The sequence below is a fragment of the Acinetobacter sp. 742879 genome (assembly GCF_000588535.1).
Taxonomy (GTDB): domain Bacteria; phylum Pseudomonadota; class Gammaproteobacteria; order Pseudomonadales; family Moraxellaceae; genus Acinetobacter; species Acinetobacter pittii.
Genome location: NZ_JFYC01000012.1, coordinates 19,131 through 35,673, shown reverse-complemented (window position 1 = coordinate 35,673; position 16,543 = coordinate 19,131). Strand labels below are relative to the sequence as shown.

At 38.4% G+C, this 16,543-nt stretch carries 17 protein-coding genes and 1 pseudogene; 8 read left to right on the top strand and 10 right to left on the bottom strand.

Annotated elements, in window-relative coordinates; translation table 11 throughout:
- Window positions 1-5 precede the first annotated feature (5 nt).
- The 4 genes from J690_RS17980 to J690_RS17965 all read left to right on the top strand — a co-directional run bounded on the left by J690_RS17980 (window position 6) and on the right by J690_RS17965 (window position 4,154).
- On the top strand, window positions 6-806 hold the full coding sequence (locus tag J690_RS17980) for an RsiV family protein (RefSeq protein WP_032037320.1): 801 nt from the start codon (window positions 6-8) through the stop codon (window positions 804-806).
- A gap of 118 nt (window positions 807-924) precedes the next feature.
- Window positions 925-2,196, top strand: a complete 1,272-nt coding sequence (gene serS, locus J690_RS17975; protein ID WP_005072887.1) for a serine--tRNA ligase — start codon at window positions 925-927, stop codon at window positions 2,194-2,196.
- A gap of 67 nt (window positions 2,197-2,263) precedes the next feature.
- Window positions 2,264-3,637: a siroheme synthase CysG gene (gene cysG, locus J690_RS17970; RefSeq protein ID WP_032037319.1), complete on the top strand. Its 1,374-nt coding sequence runs from the start codon at window positions 2,264-2,266 to the stop codon at window positions 3,635-3,637.
- A 43-nt stretch (window positions 3,638-3,680) separates the two neighbouring features.
- The gene (locus J690_RS17965) at window positions 3,681-4,154 is read left to right on the top strand and encodes a tRNA (cytidine(34)-2'-O)-methyltransferase (RefSeq protein WP_005072891.1); all 474 of its coding nucleotides are present in this window, start codon (window positions 3,681-3,683) and stop codon (window positions 4,152-4,154) included.
- 63 nt (window positions 4,155-4,217) lie between these two features.
- Here J690_RS17965 and J690_RS17960 read toward each other — a convergent pair whose 3' ends face one another.
- Entirely contained in the window at window positions 4,218-4,598 is a 381-nt protein-coding gene (locus J690_RS17960) for a winged helix-turn-helix transcriptional regulator (protein WP_032037318.1), read from the bottom strand.
- Between the two features lie 117 nt (window positions 4,599-4,715).
- Between J690_RS17960 and J690_RS17955 the strand changes: the two genes are divergently transcribed.
- Window positions 4,716-5,276, top strand: coding sequence for a flavodoxin family protein (locus J690_RS17955; RefSeq protein ID WP_032037317.1), 561 nt, complete (start codon window positions 4,716-4,718; stop codon window positions 5,274-5,276).
- 47 nt (window positions 5,277-5,323) lie between these two features.
- On the opposite strand, the gene J690_RS17950 is transcribed toward J690_RS17955, so the two are convergent.
- From J690_RS17950 to rpoD, 6 genes are all read right to left on the bottom strand, one after another.
- Window positions 5,324-6,727 (bottom strand): APC family permease, encoded by a 1,404-nt coding sequence (locus J690_RS17950; protein ID WP_005064540.1) that lies wholly within the window; start codon window positions 6,725-6,727, stop codon window positions 5,324-5,326.
- A gap of 250 nt (window positions 6,728-6,977) precedes the next feature.
- Entirely contained in the window at window positions 6,978-8,162 is a 1,185-nt protein-coding gene (locus J690_RS17945) for an iron-containing alcohol dehydrogenase (protein WP_002116403.1), read from the bottom strand.
- 1 nt (window position 8,163) lies between these two features.
- Window positions 8,164-8,697 carry a hypothetical protein gene (locus tag J690_RS17940; RefSeq protein ID WP_005072911.1) on the bottom strand — a complete coding sequence of 178 codons (534 nt, stop codon included), beginning with the start codon at window positions 8,695-8,697 and terminating at the stop codon, window positions 8,164-8,166.
- An 81-nt stretch (window positions 8,698-8,778) separates the two neighbouring features.
- Complete coding sequence (gene lipB, locus J690_RS17935; protein ID WP_032037316.1) at window positions 8,779-9,432, bottom strand: lipoyl(octanoyl) transferase LipB; 654 nt, start codon at window positions 9,430-9,432, stop codon at window positions 8,779-8,781.
- Between the two features lie 202 nt (window positions 9,433-9,634).
- Entirely contained in the window at window positions 9,635-9,922 is a 288-nt protein-coding gene (locus J690_RS17930) for a YbeD family protein (protein WP_002116017.1), read from the bottom strand.
- Window positions 9,923-10,019: 97 nt separating this feature from the next.
- A complete protein-coding gene (rpoD, locus tag J690_RS17925; protein WP_002116414.1) occupies window positions 10,020-11,906 on the bottom strand; it encodes an RNA polymerase sigma factor RpoD in 1,887 nt (628 codons plus the stop codon).
- Window positions 11,907-12,264: 358 nt separating this feature from the next.
- Here rpoD and J690_RS17920 point away from each other — a divergent pair, with 358 nt between their 5' ends.
- Window positions 12,265-12,471, top strand: a complete 207-nt coding sequence (locus J690_RS17920) for a PA3496 family putative envelope integrity protein (protein WP_002116495.1) — start codon at window positions 12,265-12,267, stop codon at window positions 12,469-12,471.
- Window positions 12,472-12,545: 74 nt separating this feature from the next.
- The gene (locus tag J690_RS17915) at window positions 12,546-13,070 is read left to right on the top strand and encodes a YecA/YgfB family protein (RefSeq protein ID WP_002116105.1); all 525 of its coding nucleotides are present in this window, start codon (window positions 12,546-12,548) and stop codon (window positions 13,068-13,070) included.
- 124 nt (window positions 13,071-13,194) lie between these two features.
- Here J690_RS17915 and trhO read toward each other — a convergent pair whose 3' ends face one another.
- The gene (gene trhO, locus J690_RS17910; protein ID WP_032037314.1) at window positions 13,195-14,127 is read right to left on the bottom strand and encodes an oxygen-dependent tRNA uridine(34) hydroxylase TrhO; all 933 of its coding nucleotides are present in this window, start codon (window positions 14,125-14,127) and stop codon (window positions 13,195-13,197) included.
- Window positions 14,128-14,238: 111 nt separating this feature from the next.
- Between trhO and J690_RS17905 the strand changes: the two genes are divergently transcribed.
- Window positions 14,239-14,724, top strand: coding sequence for a DUF1289 domain-containing protein (locus tag J690_RS17905; RefSeq protein ID WP_005064555.1), 486 nt, complete (start codon window positions 14,239-14,241; stop codon window positions 14,722-14,724).
- A 74-nt stretch (window positions 14,725-14,798) separates the two neighbouring features.
- On the opposite strand, the gene gltA is transcribed toward J690_RS17905, so the two are convergent.
- Both gltA and J690_RS23990 read right to left on the bottom strand, forming a co-directional pair.
- Window positions 14,799-16,073: a citrate synthase gene (gene gltA, locus J690_RS17900; protein WP_002116327.1), complete on the bottom strand. Its 1,275-nt coding sequence runs from the start codon at window positions 16,071-16,073 to the stop codon at window positions 14,799-14,801.
- A gap of 343 nt (window positions 16,074-16,416) precedes the next feature.
- Window positions 16,417-16,541, bottom strand: a pseudogene (locus tag J690_RS23990) (hypothetical protein).
- Window positions 16,542-16,543 lie beyond the last annotated feature (2 nt).

Below are 16,543 nucleotides of genomic sequence, written 5' to 3'. Positions count from 1 at the left end.
AATTCATGGGGATTATTATGCGACTTTACGATAAGAAAATTATTTGTATTCTTCCATTAATGGCTGCAATGGCAATGGTGACTGGTTGCCAACCAAAGTCGGCAGCCAAAGAAGAGCAGGCTGCTTCGACTGCAAAAGTTAAAGAAACGAAAGAGGCTGGTGTTCCTGTAATTCAAGCAAAAGTAATCCCGGTAAAATTGCCAAAATCAAAAGTTTGCTTAGAAGATGGTTGTACTGAGTATGATTTTCAAACAGTACAGACCAATCAAAAATGGATTAATGATTACTTCACCAATCGTATAAAGAAAGCAGATCCGAATGCTTTTGCAAATTTAGCCGATCAACCAGTTGAAGTACCTGAAGGTGAACCAAGTTCAAGTCAAAGTGCAATTTATGTTCGCTATTTAGGGCAAAACTATAATCTTGCTACCTTTGCATTACAGACTTATTCATACTCAGCTGGTGCTGCACACGGCATGTCTCATCAAGAATTTGTAAATTTTGACTTATTAAATAAAAAGCACATTACTGTTGCTGAACTTATTCAGCCAGATGTTGAAAAACAGTTGGTTGATGCTCTTTTTGAAGCAAATACAAATTGGCTTCAAGCGCACAATATTAGCCGTGAAAAACTTCAGCTAAGCGATAATTTCTACTATGGTGCTAATGGCATTGTATTTGTCTATCCAATTTATGAGCTAGCTTCATATGCAGAGGGAATGTCTGAATTAACGCTGCCATATTTTGATGCGGGTAAGTTCATTAAACCTGAGTATTTACCAAGTGTGCCAAACTATAACTTTTAAAATAAGTGATCTATTCTAAGAATTGTGTGAAAGCTATTCGTTATGAAGATGATCACTATATTTTTTAGTGTTAAGGCCTTACACTATAGCCAGTTTTTTACCCATATTATGATTGATTATGATCGACCCTAAGTTACTCAGAAATAATATTGAAGCCGTTAATGCGGCTTTGGCAAAACGCGGTGTTCAATTAGATGTTCAAGAATGGGCTTCTTTAGAAACTCGCCGTAAAGATTTGCAATCAAAAACTGAAAAATTGCAGGCAGAACGTAATGCCGGTGCAAAACAAGTGGGTCAGATTAAAAAATCCGGTGGTGATGCTTCTGAAATCATGGCGCGTATGCAAGCCATTGGCGACGAAATCAAAGCTGCTGAAGTTGCTTTGTCAGAGTTACAAAACGAGATTGAACAAAAAGCGTTGAGTATTCCTAACTTACCAGATGAGTCTGTTCCTGCTGGTAAAGATGAAGATGATAACGTTGAAATCTCAAAATGGGGTACGCCTCGTCAGTTTGATTTTGAAATCAAAGATCATACTGATTTAGGTGAGTGGATGGGTGGTTTAGAGTTTGAAACCGCTACTAAATTGACTGGTTCACGTTTTAGCGTATTGAAAGGTTCTTTAGCACGCCTACAACGTGCATTAACACAGTTCATGCTTGATACCCATACTTTAAAGAATGGCTATACAGAAGCTTACGTGCCTTATTTGGTCAATGCTGATTCACTTCGTGGTACTGGTCAGTTGCCAAAATTTGAAGAAGATTTATTCAAACTTCAAGGTGAAAAAGAATATTACCTCATCCCTACAGCAGAAGTTCCAGTTACTAACTTCGTTCGCGATGAGATTATTGATACCGAACGTTTGCCTTTAAAATATGCAGCGCATACGCCATGTTTCCGTAGTGAAGCTGGTTCTTATGGTCGTGATACCCGTGGTTTAATTCGTCAGCATCAATTTGATAAAGTTGAGATGGTGCAAATCGTTAAACCTGAAACATCTATGCAAGCACTTGAAGAGCTTACTGCACATGCTGAGGGCATTTTGCAGGCACTAGGTTTGCCATACCGCAAGATTTTGCTTTGTGGTGGTGACATGGGCTTTGGTGCAACTAAGACTTACGACTTAGAAGTTTGGGTTCCAAGCCAAAATACTTATCGTGAAATCTCTAGTTGCTCTAATATGGGTGATTTTCAGGCACGCCGCATGAAAGCGCGCTACAGAATGGATCAAAAGAAGACCGAATTGGTGCACACACTAAATGGTTCAGGTCTGGCAGTTGGACGTACTTTGCTTGCTGTAATGGAAAATTACCAACGTGAAGACGGTTCTATCGAGATTCCAGAAGTATTACGCCCATATATGGGTGGTGCAACGTTTATTGACTAAGCTTTGCATCTAAATTGTGCACGGTTTTTGCTTAACCCAAATCAGATGATTAATGTAGAGGTTTAAGGTGGATATTTTTCCAATCTCTTTAAAGTTGCAACAGCAACATTGTCTGATTGTGGGTGGTGGGCATATTGCATTGCGCAAAGCAAACCTTTTAGCCAAGGCGGGAGCAGTAATCGATATTATTGCTCCTGCAATTGAAGAGCAGCTTTTACAGTTAGTCAAAACGACAGGCGGAGAGTATTTTGCCGAGTCCTTTGCTGAAAAAATATTAAATACACCATATCGATTAGTGATTGCTGCAACTAATGATGCGCAAGTGAATAAAGCTGTTTTTGAACAATGTGAAGCGCGTAATTTATTGGTCAATAGTGTTGATGATATTCCACATTGTCGCTTTATGGTTCCAGCTATTATTGACCGTTCTCCGTTAATTATTTCTGTCGCTTCAAATGGTGCATCACCAGTTTTATCGAGACAACTTCGTACTCATATAGAAACAATTGTTCCGCATGGCATGGGTAAGTTGGCTGAGTTTTCTGGTCAGTGGCGTAAGCAGGTAAAAGAAAAAATTCCCAATCCAGATGAGCGTCGGATTTTTTGGGAAAACCTCTATGCTAGCCCATTGAAAGAACAAGTTTTCAATGACAATTTAGAAGTTGCAAATGGTTTGATTCAGCAAGCCTTAACAGAATGGACTGCACCTAAAGGTGAAGTTTATTTGGTAGGCGCTGGACCGGGTGATCCAGAGTTACTGACACTAAAAGCATTACGTCTTATGCAGCAAGCTGATGTTGTGATTTATGATCGTCTTGTTTCTGCGCCCATTTTAGAGCTTTGCCGTCGTGATGCGACTAAAATTTATGTCGGTAAAGCCCGTTCAAATCACTCCGTTCCCCAAGATGGTATTAATGCTTTACTGGTTGAATATGCTCAAAAAGGAAAGCGTGTTTGTCGTTTAAAGGGTGGTGATCCATTTATCTTTGGACGTGGTGGTGAAGAGATTCAAGAGCTCGTTGAGGCGAATGTCACTTTCCAAGTTGTACCAGGTATAACAGCAGCATCAGGCTGTTCAGCTTATGCGGGTATCCCATTAACACATCGTGATTATGCACAAAGTGTTCGTTTCTTGACTGGGCATTTAAAGGAAGGTTCACCTGAACTTCCTTGGAATGAGCTGGTTTATGAAAATCAAACTTTGGTTTTATATATGGGGCTAGTTGGTTTAGAACGCATTTGTGAGCAACTTATTGCTCATGGTCAACGTGCTGATATGCCAGTAGCTTTAATCTCTAAGGGAACCACACCAGACCAGAAAGTTGTAGTTGGAACATTAGCTGATATCGCAACGAAAGTGTCTGAACATCATATTGTAGCACCGACTTTAACCATTATTGGTGAAGTGGTGAATTTACGTGAACAGTTAAAATGGCAATAAGTTCATTTGAGTTTATTGCTGGTTATTAAAGTCGAGAAAATTTGTGATTCATGTTGTCCTATACGAGCCTGAAATTCCTGCCAATACAGGCAATATCATTCGTTTATGTGCTAATACTGGTGCACAGTTACATTTGGTCAAGCCTTTAGGTTTTGAATTGGATGATAAAAAGCTCAAACGAGCAGGTCTTGATTATCATGAATGGGCACGTATGCAAATTTGGGACAACATAGAACTTTGCCTTGCCGACTTGAAAGCTAAAGGGGTTGAGCATGTTTTTCCACTCACCACTAAAGGTTCTGCAACTCCGCATACAGTTGATTTGAATCGACCTGTGGCTTTACTGATGGGGCCGGAAACACGCGGTTTGCCTGAGCATGTTCGCTTGATGTTTCCACAAGAACAGTGGATTCGTTTGCCGATGGCGGAAAACTCAAGAAGTTTAAATTTATCTAATGCAACGGCTGTGATTGTTTATGAAGCATGGCGTCAGCAGGGTTTTAAAGACTTAGGATAAGTTAATAGTTTTTAAATAAAAATAAGGCCACAGTTGTGGCCTTATTTTTTTATATAAATCCAATTAAGCCTGTTCTAGCACTTTTTCGTCATAAGTCATTTGGGCTGCTAAAACCTGTTCAATATTGCTTTCGGCCCATTCCTTTAATTGGAACGCCATTGAAGCGACATTTTGCCCCAGAGAAGTGAGTGAGTAATCAACACGAATAGGAGATGTATTTTGAATTTTACGCTCAATAAAACCGTCTCTTTCCAGCATTTTTAACTTCTGTGATAAGACTTTAGGCGAAATACCTTGAATATTCTTTTTGAGCAAGTTGAAGTGCTGAGTTTCCTCTTCAAGCACATTTAAAATTAATAAAACCCACTTATCTGCAATTTTTTCAAAAAATAAACGAGCAGGGCAATGTTGTTGAAAAACATTATATTTTAGACATTCATTCATACTATTTACCTGCTAATTTCTTAAAAAATTACCATAGTTACCAGTTAGTAACTAATTGACACCTAGTTTCTAAAATATATCATAAGTTGGAATTTAATAAAACAAAGGTTTGCTCCCATGTCTAACTCTAATATCGCGGTTGTATATTTCTCTGGTTATGGCCATACCAAAGTAGTGGCTGAAACGTTTGCAAACGAAATTAATGCTCAGCTCATCCCAATTGATCAAGAAGGTAATATTACTGAGCAAGATTGGCAGACATTAAATGATGCGAAGGGGATTGTTTTTGGTGCTCCGACTTATATGGGTACAGCACCATGGCAGTTTAAAAAGTTTGCTGATGCAACTTCAAAAGTTTGGTTTACACGTGGTTGGCAAGATAAAGTATTTGCAGGCTTTACAAACAGCGCGAGCTTAAATGGGGATAAGCAGGTTACACTTATTCAATTACAGACTTTAGCATCGCAACATGGTGGAATTTGGGTGAGCCTTGGTTTATTACCAGCGAATACAAAAGATGCAACACGTGAAGATGTAAATAACTTAGGTGGTTCAGTTGGACTTTTAGTTCAATCGCCTTCTGATGCAAGTGTAGAGGAAGTCCCTGCTGGAGACCTTGAAACAGCGAAACTCTATGCTCAACGTGTACAAAATATTGTGAACAAAATTTTTGGTTAATTTGACAATAAAAAAGGCGCTTTAAGCGCCTTTTTTATGAGGGATGGTTATTCATGTTCATTATGTTGAGGTGCTTGATATTTAAAACCTTTAGTTTTATAACCTAGGTATAAAATACCGAACATTGCCCACCATAATCCATATTTCAAGGCTGTCTCTTCAATCTCAAGCCATAGAGCGAAAATACTGAAGAAGCCAAGAAGTGGAATAATTACAAAGTTAAAAATATCTTTGAAATTCTTTGTACGGCCATCACGTAAAGCATAGCGTGAAATCACTGATAAATTAACAAATGTGAATGCAGTTAACGCACCAAAGCTAATCATTGAAATGACAATATCTAAACTCATGAAACCTGCTGCTAGTGCTACAACACCAACAATAAGAATATTGTATGAAGGCGTATAGTTCTTTGGACTAACATGACCAAAGATTTTTTTATTGATTACACCATCACGTCCCATTGCATACATTAAGCGCGATACACCTGCATGAGCTGAAATACCAGATGCCATGACAGTAATAATTGCAAAAGCAAGAACGTATGACTGAAATAATGAACCACCTACAAGTAATAAAATGTCTGGCTGTGTTGCTGCAACATCTTCAAAGTAGTTTTTAGGATCATGTGGGAAGTAAATTTGCATGAAGTAAGTACTGATGACAAAGATTACACCAGCGATAAGTGCTGTTAAGAAAATCGCTTTAGGTAATGTTTTCTCAGTGTCTTTTGTTTCTTCTGCTAAAGAACTTAAAGAGTCGAATCCAGTAAACGAGAAGCAAAGTAATGTTGCACCAGTGACTAATGCCCCTACGGATGTCAACTCATTCCAGAAAGGCTCTAAGCTCCATAACTGATAACGGGTTGCTTCTGTAATTGGACCTTCTGCATTATAGCCCATTTGTAATTTGCTATAGACTAGATAAGTAAATATGCCGATCACGAGTAACTGTACAAATACAATCAGGCTATTAAAATTAGCAACAAAGCGTGCGCCACGTAAGTTAATACCAGTCATGAAAGCGGTTAATACAATTACCCATACCCAATGATTGACTGTAGGAAATAATGCATCAAGATAAATACCAGCCAAAATAATATTGACCATTGGTGAAAGCAAATAATCTAACCAAGATGACCAACCCACCATAAAACCAACATTAGGGTGAATTGATTTTTGTGCATAGGTATAAGCTGAACCTGAAGATGGATAGCGCTTAATCATATGTCCATAACTAATCGATGTTAGCAAAATGGCAATTAATGCAAAAATGTACGAAGTTGGAACATGGTAATGACTTTCTTCGGAAACTAGACCGAATGTGTCAAATAATGTCATTGGCTGAATATAGGCTAAACCAATAATAATAATATGCCAAAGACCTAGCGTTTTTCGTAGCTTAACTACAGACGGAGTCCCAGAGATAGTTGTCAACGGCGTTATCCTCATAATCGTTGATCAAGGATCAGCTTGGTGTTAAGGATCGTTTGAGACGAACGATCCCCCCTACAGAAAAAGATAAAGTGCGCCAATCTATCCTAAATTGATGCAAATTGTCAGTACTTTCATCGATTTTTTAGCAAATTTTTTGCCATATTTACAAATAAAATGATGAATATAGATTCACATCTATAAAAAAGGTCCTGATTTTATATAAAAATCAGGACCTTATGGGGGATTTTTGATTTAACTTATCTTATTACCATGCCTTTTGTAAAATATCGCGGATATCTTTTAGGCTTGCTTCTTTAGGGTTGTAAATAATTGAGCCGTCATTTAGTGCTTTTTCTGCAACTTCATCGAGCTGTGCTTCAGTTACTTTGCCAGTTTCACGTAAAGTACGTGGTAACTTGGTTAAGGTAAATAAACGATCACGCATTGCCAAAATTGTTGCAATCGCTCTGTCTGCACGTTGAGTTGCTGGAGTTTGTGCATAGATATCAGCACCAGCTAATGGCAACAGTAATTCACCAATTTTCTGGCCATTTACCTGCTTATTATATTCAAGCACATATGGTAAGAATAAATTCATACATAAACCGTGGGGCAGGTGAGCAACAGCACCTAAAGCATGACCTAAAGAATGTACAAGGCCTACCATTGAGTTAGAGAATGCAATACCTGCCATTGTAGAGGCTTGTGCTAGTTCTAAACGACCTTGTGAGTCATTTGGGTTTTCTAGGACATTAAATAGGTTTTCACTAATCTTTTTAATTCCAGCACTTGCATAAGCATCGCTAAGTGGATTGGCAGCCATACATGTATATGCTTCAACACAATGTGTTAAGGCATCCATACCTGTCATTGCAGTTAAATGAGGTGGCAATGTAAGTGTCATGCGTGGATCTAAAATCGCTGCATGTGGCATTAAGTAATAAGAGGCAAATGCCAATTTAACATTCTTTTGCGTATCTGAAACCACGGCAACCATAGTCACTTCAGATCCCGTACCTGATGTAGTCGGAATTACGAAAAATGGTTTTAATGGTTTTGGTAGGTTGTGTGCACCAGAATATTGAAGTAAGTCATCTCCACCTTCAGATACTAAAATGTTAGTTGCTTTAGAAGTATCGATAACTGAACCACCACCTACAGCAATAATCGCATCGCATTTATTCTTGCGATAAGCTTCTGCGGCAAGACGAACGACTTCTAAACTTGAGTCTGGTGGAACATCATCAAACACATGACCAATGACAGCATCAGTCGTACTGAACGCAGCTTCAATCGGGTTGAGTAGGCCATTTGCGCGCACACCTTTATCTGTAATGATGAGCGGACGTTTTGCACCTAAAGTCGCAAGTTCAAACGGAATATGTTCTAACGCAGCATTACCGGCAATGACTTTTACAGGACAAAAGAATTCGTAATATGGTTTAGCCATGTTATGCGCTCCGCTTGAAATAGGACTTAGCTACTTTTAAGTAAATATTTGCAGCTTCGTTGAATTTTTCTTTTAGGGTGAGTTCGGTTGGGTATTCTTTGACTGCAAGAGACGCAACCAATTTAGGTAAAATGAGAGATTCCATTTTATTTAGACAGCGTACTAAACGAATGGCAGCAGATACATCGCCATCAGCAATCATTCGGTCATTAGCAAATGCTTGGGCAGTACTTTCTTGAAAAGAAAATACTAAAAAGGCATGAGTTACATGTTTGAATGTAATAGTTAAGTCTGGCTTTCTTTCAGCTCTTTTGAGTAGCTCTAACTGTTTGTCTTCTGTGACTCGAGCAAAAAATGCTGGTCCATTTGGGAAAACATTCATTGAAAGTACAAAGTGAACAGGAAATTTAGATACTTCCTCTTGTATTTCAGTGTCCACTTGACTTGCCATGACTAAGCCACGACCAACAACATCCATCATGAGCTTAACATAGGCAAGTTGCAGAGTAGGCTTTACAGCTTTTGTCGAAATCACTCGCGTATCCCTTGTTAAAATTATGCAAAAGCAAATTTAGAGTAATTACTCTAATCCATTTTTATTTCATCGCAAAGCGATTTATTCAGTTTTGACTTCTGGGTCATTAAAGTATTCAGTGTTCTTAATATACTCAATAAAGTCTTGGCAAAGTTGAGTGAATGATGGATAAGGAGTCACCAAATCTTGTATACGCACCATTTCTAAACCAGCGTAGCCACAAGGATTGATCGTCTGGAACCCATCTAGGGCACAGTCTAAGTTTAATGCTAACCCATGGTAGCTACGACCACGACGAATTTTAAAACCTAGGGAACCGATCTTACGGCCATCTACATATACTCCTGGTGCATCAGGCTTAGCATACGCTTCAATTCCGTATTTTTTTAAAACATCTATCATGAATTGTTCAGCAAAACTGACCAATGTACGCACGTTCCATTTTAGACGATTAAGATCAAACATGAAGTAAGCCACAAGTTGACCGGGTCCATGCCAAGTCACTTGTCCACCACGGTCAGTTTGCACTACAGGAATATCTGATGAAATTAGGATGTGTTCAGGTTTACCAGCTTGACCTTGAGTTAAAACATTATGATGTTGGAGTAACCATAACTCATCAGGCGTATCTTGATCTCGCTCATTTGTTAAGAGTTTCATGGTTTCAAACTTGCTTTGATAATCTTGTAAATCGTTCCATTGCCGAATGATTAAGTTAGGTTTATCAAGGCTCATCACAATCTCTTCCTATAATTAGTTTATGCGGCGCCCAGTTAATATCTACTAGATAAAAGCCGAAAACCTTGTAATTTTAAAGGATTTTATAAAAGGAATTATAAATATTTGTAAGGTTTTTCGTGGTAGGGAGTTTTTAAAATTTCCAAAAAAATACCACAGTAAGAATGCCTGACTGTGGTATTGATTGAAGAACTTAAAATTAAAGCGCAGTTCTAATCTGCGGACAAGCAGCCAAGTCAGCATAAAGTGCATGAACTTGTTCCAATTCTTCAAAGCGCAATTGTGCTGTTAAAGAATGATACTTGCCAGTGCGAGATTCTTGAACTTTTAATGTTGAGTGGTCGAAGTCTGGAAAATGTTTTACCAAAATATCGACTACAGCAACACGTAATTCTTCACCCGCATCGCCAATAAGTTTAATTGGATAATCCATCGGAAATACCCAAAGATGTTCTTGTAGTTCGCGAGATGGAGTGCGGTCTAACATAAGTTACCTCATGATTTGAAACGCCTGCATTATCGCAGGCGTTTATAGCTCTTTCTATTAAATGGGGCTTGGTTTTGAAATTTCAAGCTTTCAAAACTTAGTCATTTTCCAAGAAAGAACGTAAATGTTCAGAACGAGAAGGGTGGCGTAATTTACGTAATGCTTTCGCTTCAATCTGACGGATACGCTCACGTGTTACGTCAAATTGTTTACCAACTTCTTCAAGTGTATGATCGGTTGGCATATCAATACCAAAACGCATCTTCAATACTTTTGCTTCACGTTCAGTTAAGTTTTCCAATACTTCACGAGTTGCTTCTTTTAAGCCTTCTGAAGTCGCAGCATCAATTGGAGAAGTGATGTTTTGATCTTCAATGAAATCCCCAAGATGTGAATCTTCATCATCACCAATAGGTGTTTCCATCGAAATCGGTTCTTTAGCAATTTTAAGTACTTTACGAACCTTAACTTCATCCATTTCTAAACGTTCACCTAATTCTTCAGGTGTTGGTTCACGGCCCATTTCTTGTAACAATTGACGAGATACACGGTTGATCTTGTTAATCGTTTCAATCATGTGTACTGGAATACGGATTGTACGAGCCTGATCGGCAATCGAACGAGTAATCGCCTGACGAATCCACCAAGTTGCATAAGTCGAGAATTTATAACCACGACGGTATTCAAACTTGTCTACAGCTTTCATCAAACCAATGTTCCCTTCTTGAATCAAGTCAAGGAACTGTAAACCACGGTTGGTATATTTCTTCGCAATCGAGATTACCAAACGGAGGTTGGCTTCTACCATTTCTTTCTTAGCGCGACGTGCTTTCGCTTCACCAATCGCCATACGTTTAGAGATATCTTTAATTTCAGCAACGCTTAAACTAAGCTCTTTCTCAATATCTGCAATCTTTTGTTGGAATGCTAAAACATCTGGACGAACTTTTTCTAAATGCGCCTTGATTTCAGCAGGTGCTTTAGCAATTTGTTCATCTAACCAAGCTGGATTAGATTCTTGTTTAGGGAAAGATGTACGGAATTGAGTACGGTCCATACGGCCACGACGTACTGCATAACGCATGATTTCACGTTCATTGGCACGAATTTGCTCATGGGTACCACGAATCATTTCAGAGATGATGTCAAATAAACGTGGTGTAAATTTAAACATCATGAACACAGTAGCTAAAGCTTCTAAAGCTTCTTCAGCCTCTGGACTGTTACGACCATGTTTTTCAACAACAGCTTTTGTTTTAGCCCAAGCAGCTTCTAGTTCAGTAAAACGAACTTTTGCAACCTCAGGGTCTGGACCTGAATCGCCTTCAGAGTCATCATCACCTTCAGACTCTTCTTCTTCATCGTCATCATCAAGCTTAACTTCTTTCGTTGATTTTGAAGATGATTCGTCTTCTTCTTCAAGTTCTTCAACTTCTTCTAAAACTTCTGGAATATCTTCATCAGTTTCAGGATCGAGGTAGCCTGATAAAATATCTGCAAGACGGCGTTCGCCAGTTAAAAAATCATTATATTCTTTTAACACAACTTCAACAGCATTTGGCCAGTAAGCAATTGAATTAAGGACATCACGGATACCTTCTTCAATACGTTTGGCAATGCTGATTTCACCTTCACGGGTTAACAGCTCAACTGTACCCATTTCACGCATGTACATACGTACAGGATCTGTCGTACGCCCAGGCTCATTTTCAACCGATGCAAGTACGGCAGCAGCTTCTTCTTCAGCAACCTCATCAGTTGCGTCAGCCGACTCACCGAACATGGTATCGTCAGATTCAGGTGCACGCTCGTGTACAGGAATACCAACGTCTTGAAGCATTTGAATAATGTCTTCAATCTGTTCGCTTTCAGTAATCGAGTCCGGCAGATGATCGTTAACCTCAGCGTAAGTTAAGTAACCTTGTTCTTTGCCTCGGCTAATCAGAGCCGCTACTTGAGAAGTAGGGGAATGCATATCGCTCATCTTTGCTTACTCTTTGTTGAATCTGTGGCAGTGAAAAACCGTGCATGATAGCACAATTTGCTTGAAATGTTTTGGCTTTGATCAGTAACCGTTAAATAAAAAATATCTTTGAATTCACGTCTGTTTTTTGAATATTGGGATAAAATCATTTTTTTCAAGCTTAAATCATCGAAAAGATCATAGAATTTTTTTTTGATCAAAAAAATAGTTCAGCTTTATAAATACACAATTTTTTGGGTGAAAAAAAGCACAAATATGCAGTTTAATGAAAAAAATATAAATAAAACTTGACACAGTTAAATAAGAAAGATAAATAGCGGCTAGACCCATTCACATTTTTTCATTAGAGGTAGTTTTAGTGTCTTCTACAGATTTTGAACTAGATGATAACTACGGTGATGATGATGATGTCGGTTTTGATGAGTCATCAGGCAAAATCACTGCGAAAGAATCATTAGAAAAACGTAGATTAATTGATGATCTATTAGCCCAACGCCGTTTAGAGCGTGAGTTAAAAGATTTTGATTATGATTTAGACGATGATGATCTTGATGATGAAGACTAATCAAATCTGAATAGGGCATCGTCAGCTTAGATGCTATGCTATCGTAGATTTCTTTTTTATAGTCAGGTAACACAATGAGTGCGTTAGATTTAGACCAATTAAGTGAATATCTAGATGGAGACCACAATGAGTATGGTCTGGATTTCGCTGCAACTCATGGTTTTCTGTGTGCAATTGCAGTAGGCCCTCAGTTTGATCGTTGGTTAGATGAATTATTTGATAATAACCATAAAAAAGTTCCTGCCGAAATTATTCAGCAGATCAAAGCGTGGTTAGAGTCAATTCGACAAGACTTAGCAAATGAAAATGGAATTGAATTTCCGTTTGAAATTGAAGAAGCCGATGTTGAGTCTAGCTTAGGCGATTGGAGTGTTGGATTTGTTGATGCGATGTTCTTAAATGAAGATGCATGGTTTGCACCTGAATATGAAGAACAATTAATTGATTTAACTTTACCAATGATGGTATTTAGTGGAATTGATGAAGAAGATCCACAGATGGAATCTTTCCGTCGTAATGGACAGTTAATGGATGAGCTGGCAGAAGAAATCCCAGATAATTTGAATGAATTATACTTGATGTATCATACGCCAAATTAATTTATTAGAAGAAATAATAAATAACGTCCTTTCTAGGGCGTTTTTTATTACGAAAAATTAAGTGATATAAAATAAAAAAGGGCAGTTAGAAATCTAAGTGCCCTTTGAAAACTATTTTATAGTTTTATAGACGTTTTCGCTTTGCAGCAGCAATTTGTGACTGGCGCATACGGAAACCAGCTTTTTGCTTTTCAGTGGTTTTGTCGATGCAATAAACGCAAGAAACACCGTGTTCGTAACTTGGTAGAGCAGACTCTTCAGGAGTTAAAGGCCAACCACAAGCATGACATTTAATATTCACGCCTTCCTCTACACCATGAGTTACAGCAGTACGTCCGTCAAATACGAAGCATTCGCCTTCCCATAAGCTTTCATCAGCAGGGGTTTCTTCTAAGTACTTAAGAATACCGCCTTTAAGATGGTAAACCTCTTTAAATCCTTCTTGAAGAAGTAAAGAAGTTGATTTTTCACAGCGAATACCACCAGTACAGAACATCGCAATTTTTTTGTCTTTATATTGCTCTAACTCTTTCTTAACGTATTCTGGAAACTCACGGAATGTTTCTGTTTTAGGGTCAATTGCACCCTTAAATGTACCCGCTTTATATTCGTAATCATTACGTGTGTCGATTAAAATTACATCATCACGTGCGATTAAATCATTCCATTCTTTAGGGTCAAGATAGTGACCGACTAAGTCACGAGGTTTAACCTCAACACCTAAAGTCACAATTTCTTCTTTAAGTTTAATTTTCATTTTGCGGAAAGGTTTGTCAGAACTATGGGATTCTTTGTATTCCATAGCACCAAAGCCTTCATTGAGCAAAAAATGATGTAGTGTATCAATTGCTAAGCGATCACCAGCAACAGTACCATTAATTCCTTCACCTGCTACAATCAGAGTTCCACAAAGGTTAATTGTTTTCACTAAGTCTAATAAACGTTGTTGAAGATCGGCAGGATCTTGAACTTCTTTAAATTGATATAGTGCTGCAACAACCCAACCTGCGGTCGCTTGCTGTTCTACAGGTGCAAGCTGTTCTACAGTAGCGTTCATGGAAAACTCCAAATGTATTAAGATAGAAATTTAAGGCGCATATTTTAGCGCGAAAATTAGTAATAAGCGAGAAAACCATAAAAAGTATATGGTTTATTTAAGGAGTTTGTTTTGAGTAATGATCATCGAACGCTCTCTCTCACCCCATGTGCAGGGCGTTGTTCAACAGTTTTTGGTGATCAGGTTTGTCGTGGTTGTCGCCGTTTTAACCACGAGGTGATTCAATGGAACACTTATACGGCAGAGCAGCGTTTGGCTGTATGGAAGCGTTTAGATGATCAATTGAATCAAATCTTAGTACCGATGTTGCCTCATGCAGACTTACAGCATGTTGAGGGCTTTATTTTAAGTAAGCGTGTTCGTTTGATGGAAGGGGCGAGCCAGGGGCGTAAGCTTTACCATGCCTTAAAAATATGTGAAAAGAATAAACATCTAGCACACGAGAGTGGTTTGGGTATTTCGGAGTCTCAAGTCAAAACCATATGGGTTGAGTTTGAACGACGTGTTTTAGCTTTGGCTAAAGCGAGCTATGAGTTGGCTTGGTTAAGAGCAGATGGAATTAGCCATCACTTGTTAACTATGTATGAAGAAGAATAAGTCTAGAGTAGAAAAAGACATAAATAAAAAAGCTGCCAGAAGGCAGCTTTTTTTCATTAATTTTCTTTCGAATATTAACGTTTGATGTCGCGTTGAGTTTCACCAGTATAAAGCTGACGAGGACGACCGATTTTGTAAGGGCCGCTGTGCATTTCTAACCAGTGGCTGATCCAACCAACTGTACGAGCAAGAGCGAAGATTACAGTAAACATTTCTGTTGGGATACCAATCGCTTTAAGGATGATACCTGAGTAGAAGTCTACGTTAGGGTAAAGTTTACGCTCAACGAAGTACGGGTCGTTCAATGCGATACGCTCAAGTTCCATAGCAAGTGCTAATTGAGGATCGTTGATACCTAAAGCTTCAAGAACTTCGTCACAAGTTTGCTTCATTACTTTAGCGCGTGGGTCGAAGTTTTTGTAAACGCGGTGACCGAAGCCCATAAGCTTAACTTCTTTGCGTTTAACTTTTTCCATGAATTCTGCAACGTTTTCAACGCTACCGATTTCATCAAGCATTTTAAGAACTGCTTCGTTTGCACCACCGTGAGCAGGGCCCCAAAGTGCAGAGATACCAGCAGAGATACATGCATACGGGTTTGCACCAGTAGAACCAGCAAGACGTACTGTAGATGTAGAAGCATTTTGTTCATGGTCAGCATGAAGCGTGAAGATACGATCCATTGCGCGAGCAAGAACAGGATTAACTTTGTAATCTCGGTCAGCAGGAGTAGCAAACATCATGTGCAAGAAGTTTTCCGCATAACTTAAATCGTTACGTGGATAGATGAATGGTTGACCTACTGTGTATTTGTAACTCCAAGCAGCAAGCGTTGGAATTTTTGCAATTAAGCGAATTGCAGTGATTTCACGGTGATTGATGTCTTCAATATCTAGGTTGTTATGATAGAACGCAGATAATGCACCTACAACACCAACCATGATTGCCATTGGGTGAGCATCACGACGGAAACCATTGAAGAAACGGCTAACTTGATCGTGAACCATAGTGTGAGCACGTACTTTCGTATCAAACTCAACTTTTTGTTCAGCAGTTGGGAGCTCGCCATTTAATAATAAATAACAAGTTTCAAGGTAGTCTGCTTGAGTTGCTAACTGATCAATTGGGTAGCCGCGGTGTAATAAAATACCTTTGTCACCATCAATGAAAGTAATTTTAGATTCGCATGCGGCTGTCGCCATAAAACCAGGATCGAAAGTAAAATGACCTTCTTTCAGTATGCTGCTGACATCAATTACATCTGGACCTAAAGTGCCACTGTAGATTGGTAATCCAATTTCTTTGCCATCAAGATGTAATACGGCTTTTTTGCCATTTGCTTCAGACATTCAATAGATCTCCTGTCCTGGTGAATGTTGATCTGACTCGAAATCCTAATGTTCTCATGTGCGAATCAGACGGTGTCAAAATTTGCTATAAGATTAGTGAGTACTGAAATTTTGTCAATTATACTTATGGATAAAAAATGACGTTCCCACAGAGAGTTAGTCATCAAGACCCGAGCAAAAAAGTCAGTAAAATCACTGCATCGGGATGGTATAATAAGTCAATTCAACAAGAACGTGCAGAAAAAAAATGAAGGATGAGTACAATTGTAAGCAAATTTATAAATTGCAATTTAGAATAATAAGGCGGTAGAAAATGCCAATCTGCTTAAAAAAATCATAAAACTCATGGTGTAATTTCAAATTTATACTCAAAAAAATTGTATTTTTATTTAGTTGTAACAAAGAATATTGTTCTTTTTTTAAGTTTAATTGTATAAAAAATAGCTCATCAGATGACTTTAAAATCATAA